Origin of the sequence: Nostoc sp. (genome assembly GCF_036917515.1) — a bacterium.
In the GTDB taxonomy this organism is placed as follows: domain Bacteria; phylum Cyanobacteriota; class Cyanobacteriia; order Cyanobacteriales; family Nostocaceae; genus Nostoc.
The window spans coordinates 20,185-43,461 of the sequence record NZ_JBALDE010000047.1 but is presented as its reverse complement, the minus strand read 5'-3'; the positions used below and the strand labels follow the sequence as shown (position 1 = coordinate 43,461).

The window sequence follows — 23,277 nt, the reverse complement described above, 5'->3', positions numbered from 1 at the left end:
AAATAAAAATATCCCCGACTTCTTTAAAGAAGTCGGGGATCTCAAGCTTTCAATTAGGATTACCAAAGCTATTTAATTGCACACAATATCACTCAAATTGCACAAGTGATCGCCCCGATACAACAATAAAACCCACAGAATCAAGCCTCAGAAGCGGCTGGCGAATTCCCTCTAGAATGGCTGCATTTAAAGCAGTTTCTATCTTCAATTCTTCAGCTAATGCATTATCCCAACTTTGCTGATTTAAACGTAGGCGTAATTGTTCTACTCTATTGGCTAATTTCTTTTCGGCGACTTTAGCACAACTTTGACATAAAGCAATAAAATCGGGACGATTGGAAAGTAATTCTGAAGAAGTGTTACGCACTTGATAGCAAAAATTTTCCCATTTACTAGGATCAACAAAATCGTCAAGAATTCCTAAGCGCTCTTTTGCTAAGTTGTAATCTCGTCCTTGATTATTGTTTTTATCTTTATATGGACGTTGCAGGATACTTAAGAGCGCTTTATCCTCAACAACCCGTATTGGCTCTTTGCGACCATCAACATAGATAGTTTCTATAATTGGCGGAAATAGAGCATCAACCCGTCGCTGCAAGTTTTTGAATTGAGAATTATCTAGTTTGTTATCTAGTAAAACTTGTTTGGCAATTCTTAAATTTGCCTCGACTACATAATTACATTGAAAACCGAACCACTCCTTTCCTTCTTTTGCATCCCAAGAAGTATCAGTGCGCCACAGAGCAAAGGCTTCACCTCGGTCATCCCAGTTGATATAGTTCAAAAGTGCTTCGATAAATCCTTCGCCAACTCGAAAGAGTTTAACACCAGTATTCTGGTTTGCCACTCTGCGATTATAAGTACCAAATTGGTCTAGATAACTCTCAGTAAAACGGTCTTTTAACTCATTTATCGGAACCAATGTCCGCGTTGTCGGTTGATAACGTCGTATCTCTGATGAATCTGGATTATTGAGTCCTCTGAATCCCAGTGCGTCACAAATCCAGCCTTCAATTGCTCGCCTAATTTCTAGATGACGAGCATCGTAATTATCTAGGTCTTGAAAATACTCGGTAGCAATTTCATCGTTTGCATCAATTTCATCTAGAGCATTTTGTTCGCTAATTTTGGCTATTTCTGCTTCAATTTGCTCTTGAATTAGTGAAACCATCTCTAACAATCCAGCTGCATTTGATTGAAACAAAACTGTTTCTAATTCTGCAAGTTTCTCATCGACATAAAACTGGAGACTAGCAATTGATTGTTGGAAAATACCAAACCCATCTTTTAATACTTTATACCAAGCATTGTGAGGGCTATCTTCCAAGTAGGGGCCAATCAAGGCACTAGATTGGATGCCAATTTTGCTGCCAATGCGGTCAAGTCTGCCAATTCTCTGTTCTAATTGATTAGGCGACCAAGGAAGGTCAAAATGAATTAACCAATCGGCAAACTGGAGGTTACGTCCTTCTTCTCCAGAACGATCGCATACTAAAATAAAACAGTTTGGGTTATTCTTGAACCTATTTAAGCCTTCCTCAACCTTGTCTGCTGATTCTCCAAATTGATGGCTAGCTATTGTCTGGGCACCAAAGGTATCAGATAAATACCGGACAATTTCGCCACAAGTTTGCACAAAACTGGTAAATACAACAAATTTGGGCAGAATGTCACCAGTAATTGGTCTCTTAATTCTCTGCTGTATTCTTGTGATGAATTCCTTTTGATTCTTGCGAACGTTTGCAGGAATTTTGAAGTATGTACCTAGCTGATTCAGCAACACTGTTTTCAAATTTTCCGTCCGTTGTCCGTCCTCTTGAGGTTGACGAACAATTTTTAGTAAGGATTGGAGAATCTCTTCTTCCCCTGAAAATTTGGGGGTTGTAGTTAATAGGCGAACATCATCTTCTTTAAATTCTTGGATGAGTTTAGCATGAGGTTTCGCTGTTAAACGCGCCGTAATTACCTGCTCTAAAATCCCTAACCAAGTACCAGCAGCAAGAAATAACAGCAGAAAAACTCGCTGATATTGCTTTTCATCAGGAGCAACACTCCGCCATTGATTGAGGAGTTCGTGGATATCAAGCGATCGCTCGTCTAAATCATACTCTTCTTTTGGCGTAAAGTTGCGGTCAAATATCACATCTTCCACGGCAGCGCGACGGTTGCGAAGCATTCGCCGATGTAGTCGATAGATATCGCTGACATGGACGCGAATCGCTTGGACGATTTGCTCTTGCTTGGTAGAATTTGCTTGTAAATTTTCTAAATCATCCGCCAGCTTCAGTAAATACTCATCCTCCGCAAACAGGTTTCGTAATTGCTGCAAGTTGCTTTTGAGAACTTCTGATTCTGCATCTTCTTTAAAAGAAAGTAGAAGTTTACCAATTTGTTGACGGCTTTCAACTTTGGTGCGGAAACTTGCTAAATCGCCCAGTTTATAGGTTGTCGGGTCGAGCAAGTGCAACATTGCCAGAAAATCCTGCTCGTGATTGAGAACCGGAGTGGCAGATAATAAAAGTAAGCGATCGCTTTTATGAGCAAGTTCTTTGCAAGTCTGAAAACGCTGGCGCACTGTTGCATCCTTAGAGGTCGCCATTGCCGCAATATGATGGGCTTCATCTAAAATTAAGCAACCTATCTTAGCTTTCAAGTTGATTTTATGGATATCTTCAACCGCCAGCACTGCTACCCGTTTAGGAAAATGGGAGATGTAAAACTTGTTTTCTAACTCAGTTTGCCATTGTTTGAGCAAATATTGCGGAACTATCACCACCGCACCTTTTTTCGGTTCATCAAGAAGAAATTGACGCAGAATCGCACCCGCTTCGATGGTTTTTCCGAGTCCCACCTCGTCTGCTAACAAGTAGCGTTGAATTGGGTCTTCCAGTACCCGCCGTACTACTTCAACTTGGTGAGGATAAAGATTAATATTTGCCGAAATTAGTCCCGTCATCCCGCGACTCACAGCGCGTTGCTGAATCAAAGATTTCACGAAAGCCAATCTTTTGTCGTGGAAATAAGGCGTTTCGTGACCCTTCATCGCCAGAGTTTGGATAGGGTCTGTATTTGGTAGATTACAACGAACGTAAATGTCTTCTTCATATGCGATCGTAGTTTTCTTATCTGGTAAATCAATTTGATACATTTCTGTATCATCATCCCAGATAAAAACTCTGCCAACTATCCATTTATCCTGAGTTTGGGACTTAATATAGCATCGAGCTTGGGGTTCCAGCTTGACTTGAGAAAGAGAATTTAAAGGTAAAGTTTTTTGGAGACGTTGCCCTATAGAGCAGAAATACTCAACAATTGCATTGGTATCAGATATTTCTGTAACTTTTCCGATACCCAAAGAGTTATTCTGGGACTGTACCAATAAACCAAGCTTAATCATAGATCCAGTCCCCTGAACACACTAAAAGAACCTTCCAGACTAGTTTTTAGCCCATATCTGGCAGTTTTATCGATTAACATTATAGATAATAAACTGGTATTACAGTTTTTGTGAGAGCGATATCTACCACTGGCTATTCAGCGTCGCTCCACCACAGCCAATTAATAAAATTAACAATTTTCAGGTAAATACACCACACAGTAGAGGTACAGCATTGCTGTGCTTCTACAACATATACGGTTCAATTAAATGAAAACTGGTGTAAATTCACATTTATCAGTAAAGTTTTTGCGTAAAAGCACAACGTTGTTAAGTGCAGGGCGACACAATGGCATTGTTTGCTGAGGCATTGGCATTGTCAGCCGATACAATGGCATTGTTTGCCGAGGCATTGGCATTGTTTGCCGAGGTATTGGCATTGTTTGCCGAGGCATTGGCATTGCAGGGTATGACCAAATTTAATTTGCTACGAATTAATGAAATGCTGTACTTAGCTGATTATGTGGTGTAACAGATTTACGCTTTGGCTTGAGAAGGCCACGATACAATTAAGATTGTATACATTTATTTACTATGAAGAAAATTAGAGACAACACAATTAAGTTAAATCAATTTTTAAAGTTGATGGGTATAGTGCCAACTGGAGGTCAAGCCAAGCTGATGATTCAAGGTGGCGATGTCCAAGTAAACGGTATGCTAGAAACTCGACGAGGACGGCGACTAGTACCAGGCGATAAAGTAACAATCCAAGGACAGACTTTAGAAGTGAATTTGAACAACAATGAAGATCCAGATGTAATGATAGATTTAGCCAAGCAAACCGAGTAAAGAAAATTTATCCTAAAGTTACAAGTTTCTCTTTTGCCTTGTGAGCAATGCTGCAAATTTCCAACAAAGTTATTATCCCACAGACTGAGATTGAAATTACTGCGATTCGCTCCCAAGGAGCAGGAGGCCAAAATGTAAATAAGGTTTCTACCGCGATCCACTTGCGCTTCGATATTGCAGCTTCATCATTACCCGATTATTATAAACAACAGCTTTTAAAGCTCAACGATCGACGCATTAATCAAGAAGGAGTAATTGTAATTAAAGCTCAGGAACACCGAAGCCAAGAGAACAATCGTGAGTCAGCCTTGAAACGACTTCAAGAACTCATTCAAAGCGCAGTTGTCGTGACAATCAAACGCAAACCCACTAAACCAACTCGCAGTTCTCAAAGAAAGCGTCTTGACCACAAAAGTAAGCGTGCACAGGTTAAATCTAACAGAAGACAGGTGACAGATTGTTGATTTATCTGTTATTCATAGAAAATGCACGTATTATTAAAGATGAAAAAAGATGAATAAAACATTACTAAATATATTGGTGTTTGCGCTTTTAATCTTGTTTATCATCTCTCCCTTTGCTGCCCTTGCTAGTTTAATGCTTGTAGTGTTAGTTGCGGCGTTCTTATTTTTACTAGGGGACACGTTTCAAGCAATTATTGGTGGCAACACTAACCCGAAAAAGTCATAAAAGCAAAATTCAAAATAAAGATAGGGATTTCTACGAAAAAGCCGCTTCCAAGGTAATACTTCTTGGTTAAGGGGAAAAGGGCAAGGTAGGGGTCTCTCTGAGGATAAGGGGCGGGGAAAAGGGGAAAGAAAAACCTTTAATCCAAACCCAGCATCCTTTTTCCAAAACCCGATTCCGAATGAAAAATGTACAAAGCGAGAAGTATTGGCTTCTAAGGTGCATCGCTTTAGCAAAGACAGTTTTCTATCTGTCACAGCAGGAATTAATATATATAATGAGTAATTTTCTCTTTTATAAATAAAAATACCTAAAATTCATTTATCTGGTGAGTAATAATTATATTTGTTGAAGATAAACACACTGAGGACTAGTAGAGTTAAACTAAAAAAAAATAAAAATTAAAAATTAGTAGTCACAATATAATAAATATTAGGAAAATGAATTTTTGATAACTTTCATAACAATCTAAACATTTTTTTATAGTCAACTTCAAGCAGAATACATAGATGCGGATAATTGGACATATCAACTACAAAAGGTACTAACCATGAGTTCCCGCGCACTGCTATTAGTAAATCGTCATGCTCGCCAAGGCCAAAAGGGTCTGTCGGAAGCGATTGAATATCTGAAAACACTTGGCTTTTATTTAATTGAGGAGTCTACAGAAGATCCCAAACATCTTGCTGAAGTTATACTTCGTTATAAGCATCAAGTTGACTTGGTAATTATTGGCGGAGGAGATGGTACTCTAAATGCCGCAGTAGATGCTTTAATTGAGACTCAGTTACCTTTGGGAATCTTGCCTCTGGGAACTGCCAACGATCTAGCGAGAACTTTGGAGATCCCAAATTCCCTCAACGAAGCTTGCAAAATTATTGCAGATGGATATTTACACCGCATCGACTTGGGTTGTGTGAATGACAAGCACTTTTTTAATGTTGCCAGTATGGGATTGAGTGTCAAAATCACTGAACGACTTACTAAAGAAGTCAAGCGCCGTTGGGGAGTATTTGCCTATGCTGCCACTGCATTGCAAGTGATTTTGGAAGCCAGACCTTTTACAGCAGAGATTGCGATCAACGGTGAATTGATTCGCGTCAAAACAGTGCAAATTGCTGTTGGTAACGGTCGCTATTACGGTGGTGGTATGGCAGTAGCTGACGATGCCACAATAGACGATCAAAGACTAGACCTTTATAGCTTGGAGATTGAACACTGGTGGCAGGTTATATTATTACTACCCGCAATGCGACGAGGGCGACATATACATTGGCAGAGTGTACGCTCCCATCAAGGTCAAGCAATAGAGGTACATACTCGCAAACCTCGCCCTATTAATACAGATGGTGAAATCACTACATACACACCTGCTCATTTTCGGGTTATACCTAAAGCTATAGCTGTTTTTGTACCCCCCCCAAAGCAGGAGTTAAAAGTCATTCAATTTTAGATTTTCTTTCAATCAAAAATCTAAAATTGGCAGTATTAGAAGTTATTCTTCCTCATTTTCCTTTACTACAAAGTGGGAACTCGCATCAACTCACGCCAAATGCATCTGAGATTTTCTCAAGATATAAAGTCCCTGTTGCAGCGCCTAGCTGAACAACCTCTAACTCTAGGTGATATTCTGACAGAAACCTCAGAACGGGGCTTTAGCCTGGTAATTACATTATTAGTTTTGCCTTTTTTATTTCCTATGCCACCGGGATTAACTGGCCCATTTGGTGGTGCTTGTTTACTGTTGTCAGTGCAAATGCTTTTAGGAAGGCGATCGCCTTGGCTACCGAAAAGAATCGCTAACTATAAATTTCCTCGTTCCTTCGCCCAGTTACTTTTGCAAAATTTGGGACGGCTTACCAAAGTTTTCCAGAAAATCGCCCGACCTCGATTAGCAAAAATAGCTTATAATCCTTTAGTTTGGCGAATTAATGGATTTTGTATCTCTTTATTAACAGTATTACTAATATTACCAATTCCGTTTACAAATCCTATCCCTACTATCGGTATTTTACTTTTGACTGTTGCCACCATCGAATCTGACGGTTTATTAATTTGCATCAGCTACGGCATTACTGCCCTAATTACCTTGCTGTTTGGATTTATTGGTTATGCAGTGTGGTTAGCTCCCAGTTTGCTGCCATCGATATTGAAATAGTAAAAGCCTCCAGCTTTTGGCTGAGGGCTGTAAATTCTTAGGGTGCATCTACCATTTATTAATCCGCTTTATTTATTACCATATCCGGAAAAATTATACTTTTGAAAAACTTTATTTTTTCCTGAATGAAAAATTGTTAGCAATAAAAAAGCCTTCAACTCAAAGCTGAGGGCTATGATTTAATTAAGGTGCATCTACCATTTATTAATCCGCTTTATTTCTTGCTATATCCGGGAAAATTAAAATTTTAAGTAAATTTATTTTGTTCTTGGATAAAAAAGTATCAGCAATAAAAAAAAGCCTTCAACTAAAAGCTGAAGACTGTGATTTAATTAAGGTGCATCTACTATTTATATATCCGCTTTAGTTATTGCTGCATCAGGAAGAATTGAAAAAAATGGATGACTGTGAAATTGATTTCGTTAGCTACAACAGTAGTATTAGTACGCCACGGCGTAAATAGAGTAACCATTTAAAATCCCTAAAAAGCTTATTCCATAATACTTTTGACTTTTGACTTTTGACTTTTGACTTCTGCCTTGGGTACTAGCCTCAATGAGGAGTGCCTACGGTATTTGACTAGGTAATTATTGATCAACTTCACATTAATTTTACAATTATCCCCATTTTACTCTGAATACACAAAGTTTCTGTTAATATCTCTGATTCGATATCCGTAATAGTACGAATTTAGTTTATTAGTTGGGTATATGACTATGAAAGTTAGACACACTCAACTTGATGAAGCGATCGCAATTTCTATTAGCTCTTGCTAGTCTTAGTATTGTCGGGGGAAGCTTTTTTCTGAGAACAACTTTTAACAGTACTAGTGAGCCTAAAATTATAACTGATACATCACGCTATAAAGAAATTCGTAATCAACTATGGTCTGATAATGACCAAGTAAAACATTTTCCTAATGAGATTCCTCCTGATGCTAAAGACGTTCGTATTGCTTACTCTCCCAAAGTTTTGCAAGGAAGTAGTTTTTTTCAAATTAGGTTAAAAGAGCCACAAAAGAAGATAGAAAAATTACTTTCACAATACAGAAATAGTGCCAAGCACAAGTATAGAGGTGGCAACACAAACGACCATATAAATCAACCGAATGGTGTGCCGACAACTTTCTTCTATACTAGTGACTCTCCTACAGAATCTTTTCCAGCTACTTATGAAATATTAGTATTAAATGCAGATGACAAAGGTAGAGCTGGCTTTAAGTGGAATCACGGAGATAGCTACGGCGTTGCTATTAATAGTTCCACCTCAGAAATTATCTATTGGTCTGAAAAATGGTAATTAGCAATTCAAAGTGAATTTGAATCGCCATGAGCAAAATCATTATTAAGGTGGGGAAATCGAATTCGGCGAAGCCAATGGAAGCAGATATTTTCTAGCCTTAAGCATTTGGACTCTAAATTTGTATTTGAGTGGTCGCATAAGGAGGCAGAATTACCATAAAAAATCGACTCGTCTATTCAATATACAGATGAAGAAGATTTAAGAATCTTCCATATCGGTATATTTGGAAAATTCATATAGTTGACAAAAGTCAAGTTTTAGGCAATAAGAAGTTCTGAGTGAAAGCTTACTCCACTCAGATTTGGCTGTCCTAAGTGTTGCTTTTATCCTTTTGAATATATCACTTTGGGTAGTTAAAACTGATGGCTAATATAGCTAAAGTTTATAAGTGATTAAAAACTATCTGAATATGTAGAATGCCAACTGCTTTAATTACTGGTGCCTCTAGTGGTATTGGTAAAGCTTTTGCTCAAGAACTAGCTGCACGCAAGACAAATCTTGTACTCGTTGCTCGTTCTGAAGAGAAACTAAGCCAATTAGCGAAACAACTACAAGAACAACACAAAATTCAAGTAGACGTTATAGTCAAAGACCTCACAGAACCTAATGCAGCGTCTAGTGTATTTGATGCCACAAAAGCAAAAGGATTAACCATTGACTTATTAATCAACAATGCTGGTTTTGGTTCTTATGGTGATTTTACTGAAGGGGATGGAGAAAAACAAGTTAAAATCGTACAATTAAACATTTTGGCATTGGTAGATTTAACCCACAAATTTCTACCATTAATGCGGCAACGTCGTTCTGGAAGTATTATTAACGTATCCTCTATTACCGCATTTCAACCGATACCATACCTTTCTGTTTATGCTGCTAGTAAAGCTTTTATTCTCAGCTTTAGTGAAGCGTTATGGGCAGAAAATTATCAGTATGGTGTCCGTATTTTAGTCACTTGTCCAGGGCCAATAGAAACAAACTTTTTTGCAGAAGCTAATTTTCCTCCAGCACTGGCAAGCAGTACAGATAAGGTGTATTCTTCCCAAAAAGTGGTTCTGGAATCTTTAGAGGCTTTAGAAAAAGGCTATCCAACTGTTATTAGCTCTAATAGTAGTACTCAAATTAGAAGCAAATTATCTCGACTTGTACCGCGCAAACTTTTACTGAATATGTTAGCAAAACACTTTAAAGCTTAAGTATTAAGTATATATTTAGAAGTTATAAGTTAGGAGTTAGGAGTAAAATAAACTAGTGTATTTAAAACTCCACACTCTTCACTTACTACATATACCTTGTTAATTGAACTCGGTAACGCTCTTTTTTTGTGACGGCGATTTCTCCAACTTCTAAACGCCCTTTAGAGCGAATGGCGATTAAGTCGCCTGATTTGACTTGAGAACTAGCTTGGGTAACTTCCTTCCAATTGACGCGGACATCACCAGCATCGATGAAATCAACCATTTTGCTGCGGGACATACCAAAACCAGCAGATGCGATCGCATCTAATCTTAAAGAAGCCTCCACAGTAGTTAATTCTTTTTTCTTGGGTTCTCGAACCTTTAATTCAGTTAGCTCAATCTGCTGAGTTTTCACAGGAACCGATCGCACCTGTTTGAGATTCATTGACAAAAATTCCACCAACTCTGGTGTAACAATTGCTTGCGCCCCTCGTTCTCCTAAGACAATTACATCTCCCGTTTTTTCACGAACAATTCCCGTCCCTAACATTGCGCCTAAAAAGTCGCGGTGAGAGGCGGTATCAAACAGGAAATTACCTGCAATTTCCACAGCTATAAGGCTGACTTGAGATCGATCTAACGGAAGTTCTGAACGAGCGATCGCTATTCTTTGGCGTTCAGCTTGCGGATATCCACCCCACGCCACCAATTGCACTTCTGTTAATCGATTAAATACCCGTTGAATTTCTGCCAATTCTGGTGGAGATAGAAAATCTGTCAAAACCACTTCCCAAGTTTTGATCGCTTGCTCTGCTTGGTCGATTGCACGAGCTACACTATCTCGATTTTCAACACCTTTTAAAAGTTCTTCTCGTGGCAACATTCTTAAAAATTATGAATTAGTCATTTGTCATTTATCTTTTACCAATGACGCCACTTGACGGCAGTTACTCCACTTGGGGAGACCCCAAGACCGCACTGCCTCCTCTACTTGGGGAGCCACCCCCGTGGGCGGGTTTCCCGACTTGAGGGGAGTGGCGTGAGACCCCTTGGCGCTAGCCTCTCCCTTTGGGAGAAGACCGCAGTGGCTCCCCCATGCCCCATTCGCCTCTTTAAAACTATCTTGATTCTAATTTTAATTCCCATTTCAGCAGATTTTCATCCTTAGCAATTTGTTGCATTCCCAGTTTTTCTAAAATGTGAATCGAACCAACATGATCGTCTGGAGAATGAGCGATAATTCTCTTAAGTTCTGGCTGAGTAAAGGCAAAATCGACCAGTGCTTCTACTGCTTCAAAAGCAAATCCTTGCTGGCGATAAGCTGATAGGACTTCATAACCCATTTCTACAGTTCCTGTGCGATCGGGTTTGCCACCAAATCCCAAATCACCTATCAGGGTAGAATCAGCAATGTGAATCATTAGCCAGATACCCCAACCCAACTGGGAAGGATCATCTACTAGCATCTGAGCATACATTGGAAAAAAATCTAGCACTTCAGATGCATACCAATCATCAGGAACCCATACCCCCAAAAGCTTTTCTACTTGGGGTTTATTTCTTGTCACAACGGCTTGCGCCACCTCCAAAGAACAGGGAAGCAACTCAAGTCGCTGTGTCGTGAAGTGTAAACTATGATTCATTACACACTACTTATATCAGCATAACCTTGGATATTTTCTGGATCAAACTGACGTAATATTTTGGTTGCTTGGCGAGTAAGAGTTTCAGAACCTTGAACGACAACCAAGTATTTACCCGCATCTAAGCGGTTGCGATAAGGTAAAGCATCACCACCACCTATAAGTAAACCGACTCCGCCACCGACAAACACACCACCCATTGCACCACTAGCAGCACCTAGCAGTCCACCAACAATGTGATTGCCAACTTCACCCGCCCAAGCAAAAGTATCTAAACCAGTAATGAGGCTAAATGTAAAACCTGCAAAAAAGCCAAATGGTATCAGCCAGGTTGCCATCTGTTTTGCTTGCTTTTTAGCCTGCTCTTTGGGGTCAATTAAGCCAAACTCGTCAGCCGTTTTATACCCTCTTCCCAAAATAGTGCTGTTGACGCCTTCTTTTTCTAAAGCTAAGTAAGCAGCTTCGGCTTGAATGCGGTCTGGTAATACGGCAACAAGGTAATTCATTGATTTTACAATTTGTCTAATAGAAGTTTTGCCTTAATTAACAGCGTATCAGTCCTGGTGGATTGAACCTCGCATGACTAGAAGTTATACACCTGAATTACTCCAAGGCTTACATCGGAGTTAAGAGGCTAACATATTGCACCAAAGCACTAAAAGGACTACACAAACGCAGTGAAAGTCTTCCCACAAACTAGTCTGTCTACACAGACTAAGGTCAGATTAAGGGTTTTGAAGCCGCTTTGCGTCTATGTTCGGGTAGCCGCGAATTTTAATCTCACGATTAAAATGCGGGCTGATCATTTTAGCAAATCTAGTGGCTCACAAAAATTGTTTACGCCCTGCTTGAGAACATATAGCAAAACTGGCGTTGCTAAAATCTTAGGAAATGTTGGCGTTGTTTTTAGATGTTCCATCATCTTCACAAGAGAAGTATTAAGCAAATCTTCTCGATATTCTTGTTCACAAATGACCACACGCCATTTTCTAGCCAAGGCATCTAACCACTCAGAATTTGCTCTTTCTGGTTGTTGTCCTGCTCGGATAGCTAGCGTCATGGCTGCATCTTCCAAATCTCCATCACAGTCTTCAATTAAATCCAGTGCTTCCATATCGCTAGGATCGTCTGCCAATTGAGAGCGAAACTGTGCAATTTCTTGAGATGTTACTTTAGTCATGAGTCTTTGACAAGGCAAGCGATCAAACACTCAGTTATGTTATACCAATTCTGTATGAAGATGGGCTAAACCATATTTAAGGATGAGAAAGAAAAACGAACCGCATTCGCGTTAGCGTCTCCCCTTGGGAGAAGGACGCATAAACACGAAGTGGCTTCCTGCAGGGTAGGACACAAAGAAAGAAGAAGTTAAAAAGGTTTGGCGCAGCCTCACAAAGAAATGGTATTAGTCCAAATTTGACTATAGCGCTTCTGTGTTAAGTCCAATACAAACCTCACAAAAACATCTAGCAGTGCTAGCAGTCAGGAAAATCAAGGGAATATGTGTTGTTTGAGTATTTTGGTGTAAGGTAGTTAGAACAGTGTAACCATCGATAAATTACTAAGTCAGGTAAATACTCTTGTATTTGCTGGATACCTACAAGACCGTTTTCAACACCTATAACATTAAAACCTTTAGCCTGAAGACCTTTTAAGTAAAGATTGAGGGTAACTCGATCATTTTCAATTAGAAGAATTGTTTGAACGGCTGTGCAGGTCATTTATATACTTGGCTAATCAATAAAAAATTTGATTGCTCTTCAACAATCAAGCGCTTTGGTGAGAGCAGGAGGAATACTACCCTCTATCTGTTCATATAAAAAACTGGTTTACAGACTGTTGCTACTGTACTTCATGAACCTGCAATTCGCTGTATAAGCGATCGCGCCTCATCAAATGGGAACCATGTGATGTAATTGCGTTCCTGGGCACCATGAAATTATTGAATTTTCTCAAATCCAGACTAGTCATTATAGCTTTAGCGATTGCAGTAAACATCACTGTCATTGATGTACATTCTTCTAATTCAAGTCTTCCCACAGGCAATAGTATAATTACTCAGTCTCAAACAGAGATTCAACTTGTTCACACACTAACTGGACATAAAAAAGTGACTTTTGGTGTTCGAGCAGTTGCGATTAGCTCAGATGGGCAAACCCTGATTAGTGGGGGTAGAGATGATACAATTAAATTCTGGAATTTACGTACTGGAAAATTGTTGCGTAGTTTAGACGCTCACTCAGATGGTGTGACTTCAGTAGCTATTAGTCCAGATGGTAAGCGGATTGTAACTGGTGGGATAAGCACCCCAACAATGAAGGTTTGGGATTTACGTACTTTCCTTATGCTAAAGGGCGAAAGTGGGCATACCCAACCAGTAGAAACCGTTGCGATTACTTCAGATGGTAGATTGATTGCTAGTGGCAGTGACGATGGCACAATCAAGCTTTGGGATTTACACACGCTTAAGCTGCTTGATACCATTACTGCACACTCAGGATTTGTGAGTAAAGTTGCATTTAGCCCTGATATGCAAACCCTTGTAAGTACTGGGGGTGGCGATGATAATACAATTAGGCTGATTGATTTGCAAACCAAAAAAACACGCCATATTCTTAAAGGACACAAAACCGGAGTTGATGCTATTGCCATTACTCCAGATAGCAAAAAGCTTGTTACTGGTAGTTTTGGTCAGCTAGTTTCTCGAAATCGTGCAATTAGTACTCTGAAATTATGGAATCTTAAAACTGGAAAACTGCTGCATGAGTTTACTGATAATTTTAGTTCAGTTGAATCTCTTGCCATCAGCCCCGATGGAAAAATTTTGATTTGCGGCAATTATGATGGCACTATTAAACTGTGGAGTTTAGAGACTTTAAAAATATTGCACACCTTTCAAGATGGTTCCAGTTCTGTTTTAGGGCTTGCTCTTAGTCCAAATGGTAAAACCCTTGCTAGTAGCAATGAGGATAGCATTATACATATTTGGCAAATTAAATAACTGCATTAGCCCTATTCTTGGCACATGGGAACTTCTAAGTTGGACATGGCGTTTCTTTTGGCGTATAGCTTTTTTTATCTGGTTAGTTGGTTGTTCATAAACTCGACTTTAATAATTGATGCAAAATCTCTCTGAGTTGCTCATGTTGGTGTTTCAAGACTCCCAGACGAAATTGGAATCATCAAAATAATATCGCCCTTGGACTTGAAATATATGTTCAAAGAGTTCTGGAATGCTCTTAGCAATAACTATGGGATTTTGAAGCTGATTATGATCTAAAGTCTGCTTGCCCAAAAGAATCAAACATTCGTTCTTGCGAAAGTTAAAGACATAGGCAATACAGCGCCCATCTTCGAGATCAATTAGGTGGGTTGCATCATAGCACAAAGAATTTGGCTCAGGGATTTCGTAGGTTTTACCAGAATTAAACTTTGGAATTTGCCAAGAATGACCGCTATTAGCATAAAGTATGGCCCCATCAAATCGCTCCAGGATTTGAATATGTTCCTTGGGAACTGCATCAGAAACGTTTTGATAAAATTCCGACCAATTAATAGGCGCTTGTGTAATGTGCTGCTGTTGAATTTTGTCGAGTAACTGTGCAAAGTTATTATTACGTTCACGTACAGCCCAGCCAATTTCGGGTTGTAAAGTTTGCTCTTTGGAATCTTGATGAACGCCAATGAAACCAGCAAGTAGTTCTAGAGAATATTCTTGTCCATCTGGCGTTATGAGCTGGAATGGAGTTTGAGAGAGTCCCAAAGGCAAGCATTCAGGAGAAATACCATGAGCAATTTGTTTGAAAAATAATGATTCAGATAATGACGCGTTCGGAAGTTCGCAGCGATCAATTTCTAAAACGGGATTCTTCACCGAGGGAGTTTTAGTTACTGAATGCGTAATATAAGGGAACAAATCTGTCAACCAGCCAGTAATTAATTCAACACCATAAACAGGTTCAGGTTTGTAGATACAGCGCCAAAACTCTAGTGATGGTCTGCCTGAAGCCGTTTCCACAAATTCTCGACAAATTGGCATTAAACGAGCAGTCCACCAGTCTAAATCATACTCAGCAATGACTTGAACGCGATCGCTGATACTTTGCCAATCTTCTACAGTACCCAACAGCGTAATCTCAGGAATGCCACACACGCAGTACATTACGTAGTCAAAATATTTTTGGAAGGCATTCATCATTACGACATGGCTAGCTGTGTGGGTAATGGGTGTTGTAGTACTAAAGTTACACTCTAGCAATTGATATAGATCCGCTCCTACATAATCGCGGATATGCAATGCCCATTCTTGAACTGCTTGACTCCAGTGCTGGGGATGGCTGGGTATTTGTCGGGTTTTAACTATCAGTTGTTGTTTCCCCTGGTGATTAACCAAGCGCGACCGCAATGTTTCTGCATGATTGTTAATATGTTGAGCAAATCCTTGTGATAATGTTATCCAAATAATGTCAGGTGTTAACAGTAACGAGTGGTGTTCACTAAAGGCAGTGTGAACAGCAAGCGCCAGCGAATGAATACCTTGGTCTGGAATTACCTCAAACGTATCATTATGGCTAAATGCCAGCAGTTGTTTCCCTAATTGCTTCTCTAACTGAAATTTCGCATTTTTTACAAGTAATCGCTCCTGTGCGCTTTTGACATCATCTACAGAAAAGCGAATCTTACCCACAGTTTGTTCAAGGATAGGTGCCAGTACTGTCATCAGCTAACTCGACTTAATATTTTCATCATGAAGAAATTCTGCCACTTTTTGGGAAAATGTAATATGGATATAATCCCAGAAGCATGGAATAAAGACTCTAATTTCAAAGTAAAATTTTCACTAGTTTTTGGAGTCACTAGGGAAGCCCAAGCGTGTTAATTTGATGGATTTGTCAGAAAAAGTATTGAGCTTGCTGTCGGCCCAAATCAAGGATTAATGTCAGAAAAACAATGCACCAATGCTTTGGTTGATTGCACAAAATAAAATTTGAACTTGTGCAGATGGGCATTTTATTACTGATAAGGGACTGAGCAAGAATATCTAACTACGAACAAAGATCAACAACATATATTTTCATAATTTTGATGAATAAAAGTAGTACTATTCGATGATGAAATCCCCAAGGAGTTACTACGATGCTGAGTTTGGACAGATAAGAAACGAAGATAACCACTGGACTTTAGCACAATGTGCTGTTTTGGGCGATCGCCGTGTACGGATTTGTGTGGATTTTGAACAGGGGCAGATTGGGGAACTTTCATCGCTAAGGGCGTGAAGCTATTCGGCAAGCTCTAGCCTTACCACCTAATGTGTTACGCATCACTGCTCCTGTTGTGCTGCAAAATTATGATGTATATTGTGACATGATTGGAGATCAGGAAATGCCGCTGTTGGCTGATCCCAGTCAGGTTTGGGATCAGGTCACTTTCTCATATATCTATGTGCCGCCACACGTTGAGTATGACCTGGATATTGCTACCTTTAAGTTGATAGCTGAGTGTGACTGGGAGCCAGAACACGGCTTGGAAGTGCGCTTTCGCAATGGAGTAGGAGACGATGCAGAAAAGACGAGGTGAAACAGGACGGTAAAAATTATATCGCTTATATACTGTGATCGCTGCCAGAGGAACCAAGTATCAATTGCCTATTGAACGACCTCTGTTTGGCTGCAACATGAATGCAGATAGTGTTAACTTGATTTTTGAGTAGATGTTCTAAACCACTTTATCAACTTTAATTTGGGACATCTGCTGGTATTATAAGCGTAATGCTAAAAGTGGCAAAGATGAATTTGTCAAAGCAATGGAGAAAAAGCAGTGAATGGGCAAACCCTAATTCAAATACAGCAGGATTTACTCACAAAAGCGTATGATGCCTTTAACACTCGTGATATTGATTCTGTTCTTGCACTGATGCACTCTGATGTGGAGTGGGCTAATGGTATGGAAGGCGGGTATGTTCGCGGTCATCAGGCGGTGCGTGATTACTGGACTCGTCAGTGGAGCTTGATTGATCCTCATGTTGAACCTACAAGCTTTCAACCCGATGAGAGTGGGCGAGTAGTTGTCTATGTTCATCAAGTAGTGCAGGGTTTAGATGGAAACTTGATCCGCGACCAAATGGTTCAGCATATTTACACTATTGAGAATGGCTTAATCCAACGAATGGACATTCAGGATTCATAAACAGGTCAGCATAAGCCAGCGTATTACAGATGGCATTCGCAACTTTGAGCTTTTTCCTTGGTGGCACACAGAACATGGTTGCTGGTGATGGGGTAGTGAGTAAGGAAATCTGGGGATAGAGGAAGTAGCGTAGGCGCAGCCCGTCGTAGACATCGCTCTTATGGAGGGTAGTTGATCGCCTAAGAGCAATCGATTCTCACGAGTGATTGCCGAAAGCTCTTTGAAAAGACAGCGAACGCTCGAATACAACAAACGTTCACGCTTTATCTAGTTAAACTAATTTTTGAATAGACTCTACCCATACGCGACAGAACAACACATTTTCATCTGTCATCCCTGGCTGCGGCTGTAGTGTGATGGGAGAATATAATTGTTGTGGGGTCAAAGTTGAGATCGCGGCTAATACAGATTTAGCAAAGTGAGTCTCATGCCCACTTTCTAATATATAGGGTCTGTCTGCTTGAATTGTAATCAGCAACTTGTAAACTTCCTTTCCTCTGCGCTCACACTTCACAAATTTCAGTTCTTTTAGATATCCATTTAAGGCAGTTTGGGTAATCGCACTTGTTTCACTGTTGTTTAGGGTATACCACAGTGAACCATTGTGACGATTGCAGTAGATGAGAGGAACTGCCAGCTTCATTGTGCAATCCCAGTTTCGGTTTATTGATTGCTGCGACTAGCTGCTTGAGTAGTTCCTCTTGGCGCATCAAGGCAGCAAGCAATTCAGCATTTTCTTGAGACATGATAAAGATTATAGATAGCACTTCACCGTGCTTTGGCGTAGCCTTTAGTTCTAATGACGAGGCGTGAAATTGGCAATAAAATAGTGCTCTTGCTATTACAAAAGCGCTGGAAAACTTGGTGATTTATATCAAGTAACTATTCTTCGGGAGCAACGCGATTTTCTGAAGTTGGAGAAAAAACGAGCGACGATGCTCTGCCTCCATTCTTGCGATCGCTCAACGGTAAATCAAGCCTTTGGGCTTGACCCGCAGCTTGGTTATGATTTCAAAAGCGGCAAAATTATGGTTAGCCTCCTTCCATCACTCTGGTCAAAGAAAAATTTCAGCCAACTTCTAAACAAGGTACAGAAACTGAATTTGGAGCTTTATTTTCTAACATTATGGCTAAAATAATCTCTTTTACCTGAAAGTCTTGTGTAGCAAGGGGTCTGAATCACCTTCTGATTTGTTCCTCCTGCCCTCTGCCTCCAGCAAGAACTACCTTCTTCAACAAAACAGACTTTTTATGACTAAATAATACCAAACAATTTGAATTTTATTTTCGACTTCATACTATTAAAGTCTTTTTCAGGCTGTGTTTTTCTTATTAAAAGCTTAATTTAGATTCAGGTTACGAAGACACCAAGTTAACTAGTTATCAAACAATCAAAGGTATAAACTTATGCAAGGTTTAAGTACTTGTAGTAAATCTTTACCTAATCTACAGCTAGCAGTGTGGTCAGACAAGTCTCTAAATCAGAATACGAAAACAACTCAAACTAAACTCTCTATGATCTGGATAAATGAATTTAACGGAAAGCGTAATCAGTTAGTTGCAAGATGGATTAAAAACTAGTAGTCTGTCAAATACATGATGACGGACAATAGGAGATATACAGCAAATTGCAAGTAAATAAGGTATTTTTATAAAAATTGCATAAATATCTAAAAATCAGCTGATAAGACTATAGAATGTCACGAAGTAAAGATGAAAGCCTTGTACAAGGCTCTACTAGAATATAAGTAAATGGCTAATAGCATGGAAACAACTAAAAGCATGACAAAATATAATTATCCAATAGAGCAAAGGGAAAAAATAAAAATCATTCGTCGAGATGAAATACCTAGTCTCACTCATGTATTGATTGATAATATAGAGCAGAATCTTGGCATACTCAAAGATTTTAGAAAACACTCAGATTTATTAGACTTCCTACCAAATGAAGGTAGAGTTTCTCTTGCTTGGGTGCATCTTAAACCTTTAGAAAAACTTGCATGTCATGTCCATCCAATTAAAACAATGATTATCATGTGTCATGGCCATGGACGCATACAGGGAGAGATTGATGCTGAATTTTCTGACGGTGATGTTGTGATCATCCCTAACGGATCTCTACACGGTTTTGTAGGTGCTGGAAATCAGGGTTTTTGGGCGCTTTCTGTTCAATTGGAAGGGAGAGGATTATACGAAAATCCTAATGAAGCACAGGTAGAATTCGCTGATGGAAGACTACATAAAAAAGAGTACAATCCAGGTTTCACAAAACTATTGCAAAGGAACAAGCAGTTTAGTGAAGACCACAAGCAAAATCCAATGTTTGCGTTGGTTACAAGTGGACGGCTTGCAGATAAACGCCTGAGAAATAGATTTTTTGATTGTGTTCAGGTATGGTCAAATTTTTTCCAAAAAATCCTTTTTGCTAGATCTGCTTTCACAGAAGAACGGGAGTTTGCTCTTTTGTTCAACAAACATTTAGATGAAGAATACGGACATAACAACAATCTGGCAGCCGAGAGAGGAGATGCGCTAAAGGTTGTATGGGATCCTATATTAGAGGCAACTTCTAACTGGTTTGCCTGGAAAATGCTAACCCTAGACAGTACAGAAAAAACTGTACTGGTACACCTTGTACTGGAAGTAGGATCGAGTGTTTTCAGTAAGGTTGCTAATCTTAACATATCATCCTTTGAACAGACAAAATACTTTGCTGTTCATGATGAAGCAGACGATGAACATCAGGTAATGGGGCTGGAATTACTTACGAACCTTGAGCAGAGAAGCTACGACAGGCTGATACAGATTCAACAAGAAGGGTGGGACATGTTGAATGTGATGTGTGCAAGAATTGCCGAACTTGTAGAGAGTTACTAAAATGAAAATTTCTGCAAGTACAACGCTGCATCCTCTAGCGAGGCGCAGCCTGAAAAAACTTACCCTACCTGAACCAATAGCACGGTATCGAAAGGCGACAACAGAACGTATCAATACCAATCCTTATGCTAGTGAATATGGAATTTATCCATGTCCCAATCCGATTGAAGTTCAGGCCAAATATGCAAAATATCTGATAGAAGAACTCAAAATACAGCATGGAAAAGTATCTTTTTCTGCTGGGAATATCTTGTTCACTCCTGGCTCTATCGTTGCCATTGATTTGCTAATTCGAGCTTTTTGTGAACCTCTAATAGACCAGATATGCATTCAGAATCCTACGTTTCCAGCATATAGAAATTATGCACTAGGATATGATATTGAAGTTGTTGATGTTCCTTTGATTGGTGATTGCTTGAATGCTCTGAATACAGATGCTATAGCTGCTGCAAAAGCAAAATTAACGTTTATTTGTAATCCTAATAATCCTGTTAGTTCCATTCTCAGTCAAGAGCAGCTGATTGATGTACTAAAGCAATCCTCTGGACTGGTGATTGTTGATGAAGCATATATAGACTTTTCTGAACAAGACTCAAGTATTAAACTCATCACAGAATATCCTAATCTTGTAGTGTTGCGTACATTCTCTAAAGCTTGGGGACTTGCAGGTTTAAGGATTGGTGTTGTAATCGGAGAACCCTCAATTTTATATACTTTGAGATTGCTGCTCGATCCTTTTTCTTTTACTTTACCTGCACAAAAGGCTGTCGCTGATGTACTTGATAATCTTGATCTGGTTCAAAGCAATGTCAAGAGAATTAAGTCAGAACGTGAACGCCTATATTTAGAACTTGAGCAGATATCTATTGTCAAGCGAGTTTATCCCAGTCAAACAAATTTCATTCTGGTTGAGTTTTTTAACTCAAGCATAGTATATGAAAGTCTTGTCAAAGCAAATGCACTCGTCTCTGATACCTCTTTTCAGATCAAAAATTCTCTCAGAATTTCAATTTCTGTGCGCGAAGAGAATGAAAGAATTATTGGCATATTAAGAAAAATTGTTTCTTAGGTTATTCAAATTTACATATTATCTACAAAAGTTAAAAGCGATTCCGTAAAAAGCACCACGAGACTTGTAGATAATAAGAGAAGTAATCAAACAAAAAAATCAAGAAATAAGTGTAGATGCAACTAACCTTTATTGGATGTCTGCAATATTTATTAAACTTGAAAATCAACTATAAAAACCTTTTGGAGGAATTTTTACCATGTCACATAATGTACAGAATATCGTTATCGTTGGTGGTGGTACAGCAGGCTGGATGACAGCAGCGTATCTCAGCAAAGCTCTCAGTAAAAATGTTCAGATTACACTAGTTGAGTCATCTAACGTCACAACAATTGGAGTCGGTGAAGCGACATTTAGCACTATCAAAGTATTCTTCGATTTCCTTGGTTTGCAAGAGCGGGAATGGATGCCAAAATGTAATGCCACATATAAAATGGCAATCAAGTTTGTGAATTGGAATGCAGCGGGACGACATTTTTATCATCCTTTCCAGAGATATGACAGTGTAGATGGGTTTGATGTCTCCGAATGGTGGTTAAAAATGAAAAAAGACCGGGAGGCATTCGATTATTCTTGCTTTTTAATCCCAATGCTATGTGACAACAAAAAATCACCCAAATATGTGAACGGCAAAGTCTTTGATGATAAAGTAAAAGATATTTTTTCTGAAGAGAATAAGGGTGAAAAAAATATCCTGGCTAACTTAAAGGTACAGTATCCATACGCCTATCATTTTGATGCTAACCTGCTTGCCAGATTCTTGAAAGATTATGCAATGCAGAGAGGTGTAAAGCAGATTGTTGATGATGTAGTAAAAGTAGATATAACAGAAGAAGGAAGCATAGATTGCATCCATACCGAAAAACATTCCACTATCAGTGGAGACTTGTTTGTGGACTGTACTGGTTTTCGTGGACTATTGATTAACAAAGCTCTGGGTGAGCCATTCATTTCTTTTTCAGAGTCGTTGCTCTGTGATAGTGCGATCGCTATGCAAAGACCCACCGATATCAAGAAAGATGGCATCAACCCTTACACAACGGCAACTGCACTGAGTTCTGGCTGGGTTTGGAACATACCTCTTTACGGCAGAGTCGGCACGGGGTATGTTTACTCCAGCACCTTTATTTCTCCAGAGGAAGCAGAGCAGGAATTTCGCGAGCATCTAGGAGCAGCTTCTGACGATCGCAAAGCTACTCACATCAAAATGAGGATTGGACGTAACCGAAATTCATGGGTGAAAAACTGCGTAGCAATTGGGCTTTCTAGTGGTTTTGTTGAACCTCTAGAATCTACCGGTATCTTCTTTATTCAACATGGAATTGAGGAATTAGTTAGCCACTTCCCGGACAAATCTTTCAACGAAGATTTGATCCGCAGCTATAACAAAGCTGTTGCTAATTGCATAGATGGTGTGCGGGAATTTTTGACACTTCATTACTGTGCTAGCGATCGATGTGATACACCATTTTGGAAAGCTAGTAAGGAAGATATTATAGTCCCAGAAGAACTGCGTGAAAAGTTGAGACTATGGAAGAGTAGATTGCCAAACAACAAAAACATCAATCAGAATTATCATGGCTTCGAGTCTTACTCTTATTCTGTGATGTTGCTAGGTTTAAATTATATGCCTAATAGCAGTCTACCAATTCTGGATTTAATCAATGACCAAAATGCCCTGTCTGTATTTAATGCAATTAAAGAGAAAGCCGAATACTTGAGTGTTACGTTGCCGTCCCAGCATGAGTACTTAACGTATGTCATCAAGTCTCAAGAGCAGTCGGAATATCTTGCTGAACAGAAATTTCATACTTACGCGCAAGCTAAAAGCGCATAAATGAAAAATAACTTATCTTATTTTCCTTGCTGAGTTTTGGCACTAGAAGAGGTAAGTTCAAACTATTAAAACTTATCGATTGTCTTACCATCTCTCAGTTCCGGGACAATTAAAAAAT

General features: G+C 39.3%; 24 protein-coding genes. 15 read left to right on the top strand and 9 right to left on the bottom strand.

Annotated features, from left to right (window positions below; all coding sequences use genetic code 11):
• Positions 1 to 88: 88 nt before the first annotated feature.
• Positions 89 to 3,397: a protein DpdE gene (gene dpdE / locus V7K89_RS05880; protein ID WP_335185216.1), complete on the bottom strand. Its 3,309-nt coding sequence runs from the start codon at positions 3,395 to 3,397 to the stop codon at positions 89 to 91.
• A 328-nt stretch (positions 3,398 to 3,725) separates the two neighbouring features.
• Here dpdE and V7K89_RS05875 point away from each other — a divergent pair, with 328 nt between their 5' ends.
• The 8 genes from V7K89_RS05875 to V7K89_RS05840 all read left to right on the top strand — a co-directional run bounded on the left by V7K89_RS05875 (position 3,726) and on the right by V7K89_RS05840 (position 9,565).
• The gene (locus V7K89_RS05875; protein WP_335185214.1) at positions 3,726 to 3,908 is read left to right on the top strand and encodes a hypothetical protein; all 183 of its coding nucleotides are present in this window, start codon (positions 3,726 to 3,728) and stop codon (positions 3,906 to 3,908) included.
• Positions 3,909 to 3,970: 62 nt separating this feature from the next.
• Positions 3,971 to 4,225, top strand: a complete 255-nt coding sequence (locus V7K89_RS05870) for an RNA-binding S4 domain-containing protein (protein WP_335185213.1) — start codon at positions 3,971 to 3,973, stop codon at positions 4,223 to 4,225.
• A gap of 47 nt (positions 4,226 to 4,272) precedes the next feature.
• On the top strand, positions 4,273 to 4,689 hold the full coding sequence (gene arfB / locus V7K89_RS05865; protein WP_335185211.1) for an alternative ribosome rescue aminoacyl-tRNA hydrolase ArfB: 417 nt from the start codon (positions 4,273 to 4,275) through the stop codon (positions 4,687 to 4,689).
• A 49-nt stretch (positions 4,690 to 4,738) separates the two neighbouring features.
• Positions 4,739 to 4,915 carry a hypothetical protein gene (locus V7K89_RS05860; protein ID WP_335185209.1) on the top strand — a complete coding sequence of 59 codons (177 nt, stop codon included), beginning with the start codon at positions 4,739 to 4,741 and terminating at the stop codon, positions 4,913 to 4,915.
• A 547-nt stretch (positions 4,916 to 5,462) separates the two neighbouring features.
• Complete coding sequence (locus V7K89_RS05855) at positions 5,463 to 6,365, top strand: lipid kinase (RefSeq protein ID WP_335185208.1); 903 nt, start codon at positions 5,463 to 5,465, stop codon at positions 6,363 to 6,365.
• 99 nt (positions 6,366 to 6,464) lie between these two features.
• Positions 6,465 to 7,070, top strand: coding sequence for an exopolysaccharide biosynthesis protein (locus V7K89_RS05850; RefSeq protein WP_335185206.1), 606 nt, complete (start codon positions 6,465 to 6,467; stop codon positions 7,068 to 7,070).
• 741 nt (positions 7,071 to 7,811) lie between these two features.
• On the top strand, positions 7,812 to 8,369 hold the full coding sequence (locus V7K89_RS05845) for a hypothetical protein (RefSeq protein ID WP_335185204.1): 558 nt from the start codon (positions 7,812 to 7,814) through the stop codon (positions 8,367 to 8,369).
• Between the two features lie 419 nt (positions 8,370 to 8,788).
• Positions 8,789 to 9,565 (top strand): SDR family NAD(P)-dependent oxidoreductase, encoded by a 777-nt coding sequence (locus V7K89_RS05840; protein ID WP_335185202.1) that lies wholly within the window; start codon positions 8,789 to 8,791, stop codon positions 9,563 to 9,565.
• Between the two features lie 85 nt (positions 9,566 to 9,650).
• Here the strand turns inward: V7K89_RS05840 and V7K89_RS05835 are convergent, their stop codons facing one another.
• The 5 genes from V7K89_RS05835 to V7K89_RS05815 all read right to left on the bottom strand — a co-directional run bounded on the left by V7K89_RS05835 (position 9,651) and on the right by V7K89_RS05815 (position 12,911).
• Positions 9,651 to 10,430, bottom strand: a complete 780-nt coding sequence (locus V7K89_RS05835) for a photosystem II S4 domain protein (protein ID WP_335185201.1) — start codon at positions 10,428 to 10,430, stop codon at positions 9,651 to 9,653.
• 235 nt (positions 10,431 to 10,665) lie between these two features.
• Complete coding sequence (locus V7K89_RS05830) at positions 10,666 to 11,190, bottom strand: GNAT family N-acetyltransferase (RefSeq protein ID WP_335185200.1); 525 nt, start codon at positions 11,188 to 11,190, stop codon at positions 10,666 to 10,668.
• The gene (locus V7K89_RS05825; protein WP_335185199.1) at positions 11,190 to 11,696 is read right to left on the bottom strand and encodes a hypothetical protein; all 507 of its coding nucleotides are present in this window, start codon (positions 11,694 to 11,696) and stop codon (positions 11,190 to 11,192) included. Before V7K89_RS05825 ends, V7K89_RS05830 begins: the two co-directional genes overlap by 1 nt.
• Before the next feature lie 296 nt (positions 11,697 to 11,992).
• Positions 11,993 to 12,370 carry a hypothetical protein gene (locus V7K89_RS05820; protein WP_292775463.1) on the bottom strand — a complete coding sequence of 126 codons (378 nt, stop codon included), beginning with the start codon at positions 12,368 to 12,370 and terminating at the stop codon, positions 11,993 to 11,995.
• Between the two features lie 295 nt (positions 12,371 to 12,665).
• Positions 12,666 to 12,911 carry a hypothetical protein gene (locus tag V7K89_RS05815; RefSeq protein WP_335185197.1) on the bottom strand — a complete coding sequence of 82 codons (246 nt, stop codon included), beginning with the start codon at positions 12,909 to 12,911 and terminating at the stop codon, positions 12,666 to 12,668.
• A gap of 212 nt (positions 12,912 to 13,123) precedes the next feature.
• Between V7K89_RS05815 and V7K89_RS05810 the strand changes: the two genes are divergently transcribed.
• Positions 13,124 to 14,191 carry a WD40 repeat domain-containing protein gene (locus tag V7K89_RS05810; RefSeq protein WP_335185195.1) on the top strand — a complete coding sequence of 356 codons (1,068 nt, stop codon included), beginning with the start codon at positions 13,124 to 13,126 and terminating at the stop codon, positions 14,189 to 14,191.
• A 153-nt stretch (positions 14,192 to 14,344) separates the two neighbouring features.
• Here the strand turns inward: V7K89_RS05810 and V7K89_RS05805 are convergent, their stop codons facing one another.
• Positions 14,345 to 15,910 carry a DUF4419 domain-containing protein gene (locus V7K89_RS05805; RefSeq protein ID WP_335185193.1) on the bottom strand — a complete coding sequence of 522 codons (1,566 nt, stop codon included), beginning with the start codon at positions 15,908 to 15,910 and terminating at the stop codon, positions 14,345 to 14,347.
• 388 nt (positions 15,911 to 16,298) lie between these two features.
• On the opposite strand from V7K89_RS05805, the gene V7K89_RS05800 reads away from it, so the two are divergent.
• From V7K89_RS05800 to V7K89_RS05790, 3 genes are all read left to right on the top strand, one after another.
• Positions 16,299 to 16,466: a hypothetical protein gene (locus tag V7K89_RS05800; RefSeq protein ID WP_335185191.1), complete on the top strand. Its 168-nt coding sequence runs from the start codon at positions 16,299 to 16,301 to the stop codon at positions 16,464 to 16,466.
• A gap of 4 nt (positions 16,467 to 16,470) precedes the next feature.
• On the top strand, positions 16,471 to 16,767 hold the full coding sequence (locus V7K89_RS05795; RefSeq protein WP_442941594.1) for a DUF6985 domain-containing protein: 297 nt from the start codon (positions 16,471 to 16,473) through the stop codon (positions 16,765 to 16,767).
• 240 nt (positions 16,768 to 17,007) lie between these two features.
• Complete coding sequence (locus tag V7K89_RS05790; RefSeq protein ID WP_335185187.1) at positions 17,008 to 17,376, top strand: nuclear transport factor 2 family protein; 369 nt, start codon at positions 17,008 to 17,010, stop codon at positions 17,374 to 17,376.
• 271 nt (positions 17,377 to 17,647) lie between these two features.
• On the opposite strand, the gene V7K89_RS05785 is transcribed toward V7K89_RS05790, so the two are convergent.
• Both V7K89_RS05785 and V7K89_RS05780 read right to left on the bottom strand, forming a co-directional pair.
• Positions 17,648 to 17,854 carry a hypothetical protein gene (locus V7K89_RS05785; RefSeq protein WP_335185185.1) on the bottom strand — a complete coding sequence of 69 codons (207 nt, stop codon included), beginning with the start codon at positions 17,852 to 17,854 and terminating at the stop codon, positions 17,648 to 17,650.
• A gap of 91 nt (positions 17,855 to 17,945) precedes the next feature.
• On the bottom strand, positions 17,946 to 18,122 hold the full coding sequence (locus V7K89_RS05780) for a hypothetical protein (protein ID WP_335185182.1): 177 nt from the start codon (positions 18,120 to 18,122) through the stop codon (positions 17,946 to 17,948).
• 1,006 nt (positions 18,123 to 19,128) lie between these two features.
• On the opposite strand from V7K89_RS05780, the gene V7K89_RS05775 reads away from it, so the two are divergent.
• The 3 genes from V7K89_RS05775 (at position 19,129) to V7K89_RS05765 (ending at position 23,159) form a co-directional block, all read left to right on the top strand.
• Positions 19,129 to 20,253: a cupin domain-containing protein gene (locus V7K89_RS05775; RefSeq protein ID WP_335185180.1), complete on the top strand. Its 1,125-nt coding sequence runs from the start codon at positions 19,129 to 19,131 to the stop codon at positions 20,251 to 20,253.
• A gap of 1 nt (position 20,254) precedes the next feature.
• Positions 20,255 to 21,322, top strand: a complete 1,068-nt coding sequence (locus V7K89_RS05770) for an aminotransferase class I/II-fold pyridoxal phosphate-dependent enzyme (RefSeq protein ID WP_335185179.1) — start codon at positions 20,255 to 20,257, stop codon at positions 21,320 to 21,322.
• A 199-nt stretch (positions 21,323 to 21,521) separates the two neighbouring features.
• A complete protein-coding gene (locus V7K89_RS05765; protein WP_335185177.1) occupies positions 21,522 to 23,159 on the top strand; it encodes a tryptophan halogenase family protein in 1,638 nt (545 codons plus the stop codon).
• The last annotated feature ends 118 nt before the right edge of the window (positions 23,160 to 23,277 follow it).

What these genes read in the sequence shown, in the direction of transcription:
- V7K89_RS05835 (WP_335185201.1), bottom strand. Translation starts at nt 10,430, where the DNA reads ATGTTGCCACGAGAAGAACTTTTAAAAGGTGTTGAAAATCGAGATAGT.
- V7K89_RS05775 (WP_335185180.1), top strand. Translation starts at nt 19,129, where the DNA reads ATGGCTAATAGCATGGAAACAACTAAAAGCATGACAAAATATAATTAT.
- V7K89_RS05860 (WP_335185209.1), top strand. Translation starts at nt 4,739, where the DNA reads ATGAATAAAACATTACTAAATATATTGGTGTTTGCGCTTTTAATCTTG.
- V7K89_RS05825 (WP_335185199.1), bottom strand. Translation starts at nt 11,696, where the DNA reads ATGAATTACCTTGTTGCCGTATTACCAGACCGCATTCAAGCCGAAGCT.
- V7K89_RS05800 (WP_335185191.1), top strand. Translation starts at nt 16,299, where the DNA reads ATGATGAAATCCCCAAGGAGTTACTACGATGCTGAGTTTGGACAGATA.
- arfB (WP_335185211.1), top strand. Translation starts at nt 4,273, where the DNA reads ATGCTGCAAATTTCCAACAAAGTTATTATCCCACAGACTGAGATTGAA.
- V7K89_RS05875 (WP_335185214.1), top strand. Translation starts at nt 3,726, where the DNA reads ATGGCATTGTTTGCTGAGGCATTGGCATTGTCAGCCGATACAATGGCA.
- V7K89_RS05845 (WP_335185204.1), top strand. Translation starts at nt 7,812, where the DNA reads ATGAAGCGATCGCAATTTCTATTAGCTCTTGCTAGTCTTAGTATTGTC.
- V7K89_RS05840 (WP_335185202.1), top strand. Translation starts at nt 8,789, where the DNA reads ATGCCAACTGCTTTAATTACTGGTGCCTCTAGTGGTATTGGTAAAGCT.
- V7K89_RS05815 (WP_335185197.1), bottom strand. Translation starts at nt 12,911, where the DNA reads ATGACCTGCACAGCCGTTCAAACAATTCTTCTAATTGAAAATGATCGA.
- V7K89_RS05770 (WP_335185179.1), top strand. Translation starts at nt 20,255, where the DNA reads ATGAAAATTTCTGCAAGTACAACGCTGCATCCTCTAGCGAGGCGCAGC.
- V7K89_RS05780 (WP_335185182.1), bottom strand. Translation starts at nt 18,122, where the DNA reads ATGTCTCAAGAAAATGCTGAATTGCTTGCTGCCTTGATGCGCCAAGAG.
- V7K89_RS05765 (WP_335185177.1), top strand. Translation starts at nt 21,522, where the DNA reads ATGTCACATAATGTACAGAATATCGTTATCGTTGGTGGTGGTACAGCA.
- V7K89_RS05820 (WP_292775463.1), bottom strand. Translation starts at nt 12,370, where the DNA reads ATGACTAAAGTAACATCTCAAGAAATTGCACAGTTTCGCTCTCAATTG.
- V7K89_RS05830 (WP_335185200.1), bottom strand. Translation starts at nt 11,190, where the DNA reads ATGAATCATAGTTTACACTTCACGACACAGCGACTTGAGTTGCTTCCC.
- V7K89_RS05870 (WP_335185213.1), top strand. Translation starts at nt 3,971, where the DNA reads ATGAAGAAAATTAGAGACAACACAATTAAGTTAAATCAATTTTTAAAG.
- V7K89_RS05805 (WP_335185193.1), bottom strand. Translation starts at nt 15,910, where the DNA reads ATGACAGTACTGGCACCTATCCTTGAACAAACTGTGGGTAAGATTCGC.
- dpdE (WP_335185216.1), bottom strand. Translation starts at nt 3,397, where the DNA reads ATGATTAAGCTTGGTTTATTGGTACAGTCCCAGAATAACTCTTTGGGT.
- V7K89_RS05850 (WP_335185206.1), top strand. Translation starts at nt 6,465, where the DNA reads ATGCATCTGAGATTTTCTCAAGATATAAAGTCCCTGTTGCAGCGCCTA.
- V7K89_RS05810 (WP_335185195.1), top strand. Translation starts at nt 13,124, where the DNA reads ATGAAATTATTGAATTTTCTCAAATCCAGACTAGTCATTATAGCTTTA.
- V7K89_RS05855 (WP_335185208.1), top strand. Translation starts at nt 5,463, where the DNA reads ATGAGTTCCCGCGCACTGCTATTAGTAAATCGTCATGCTCGCCAAGGC.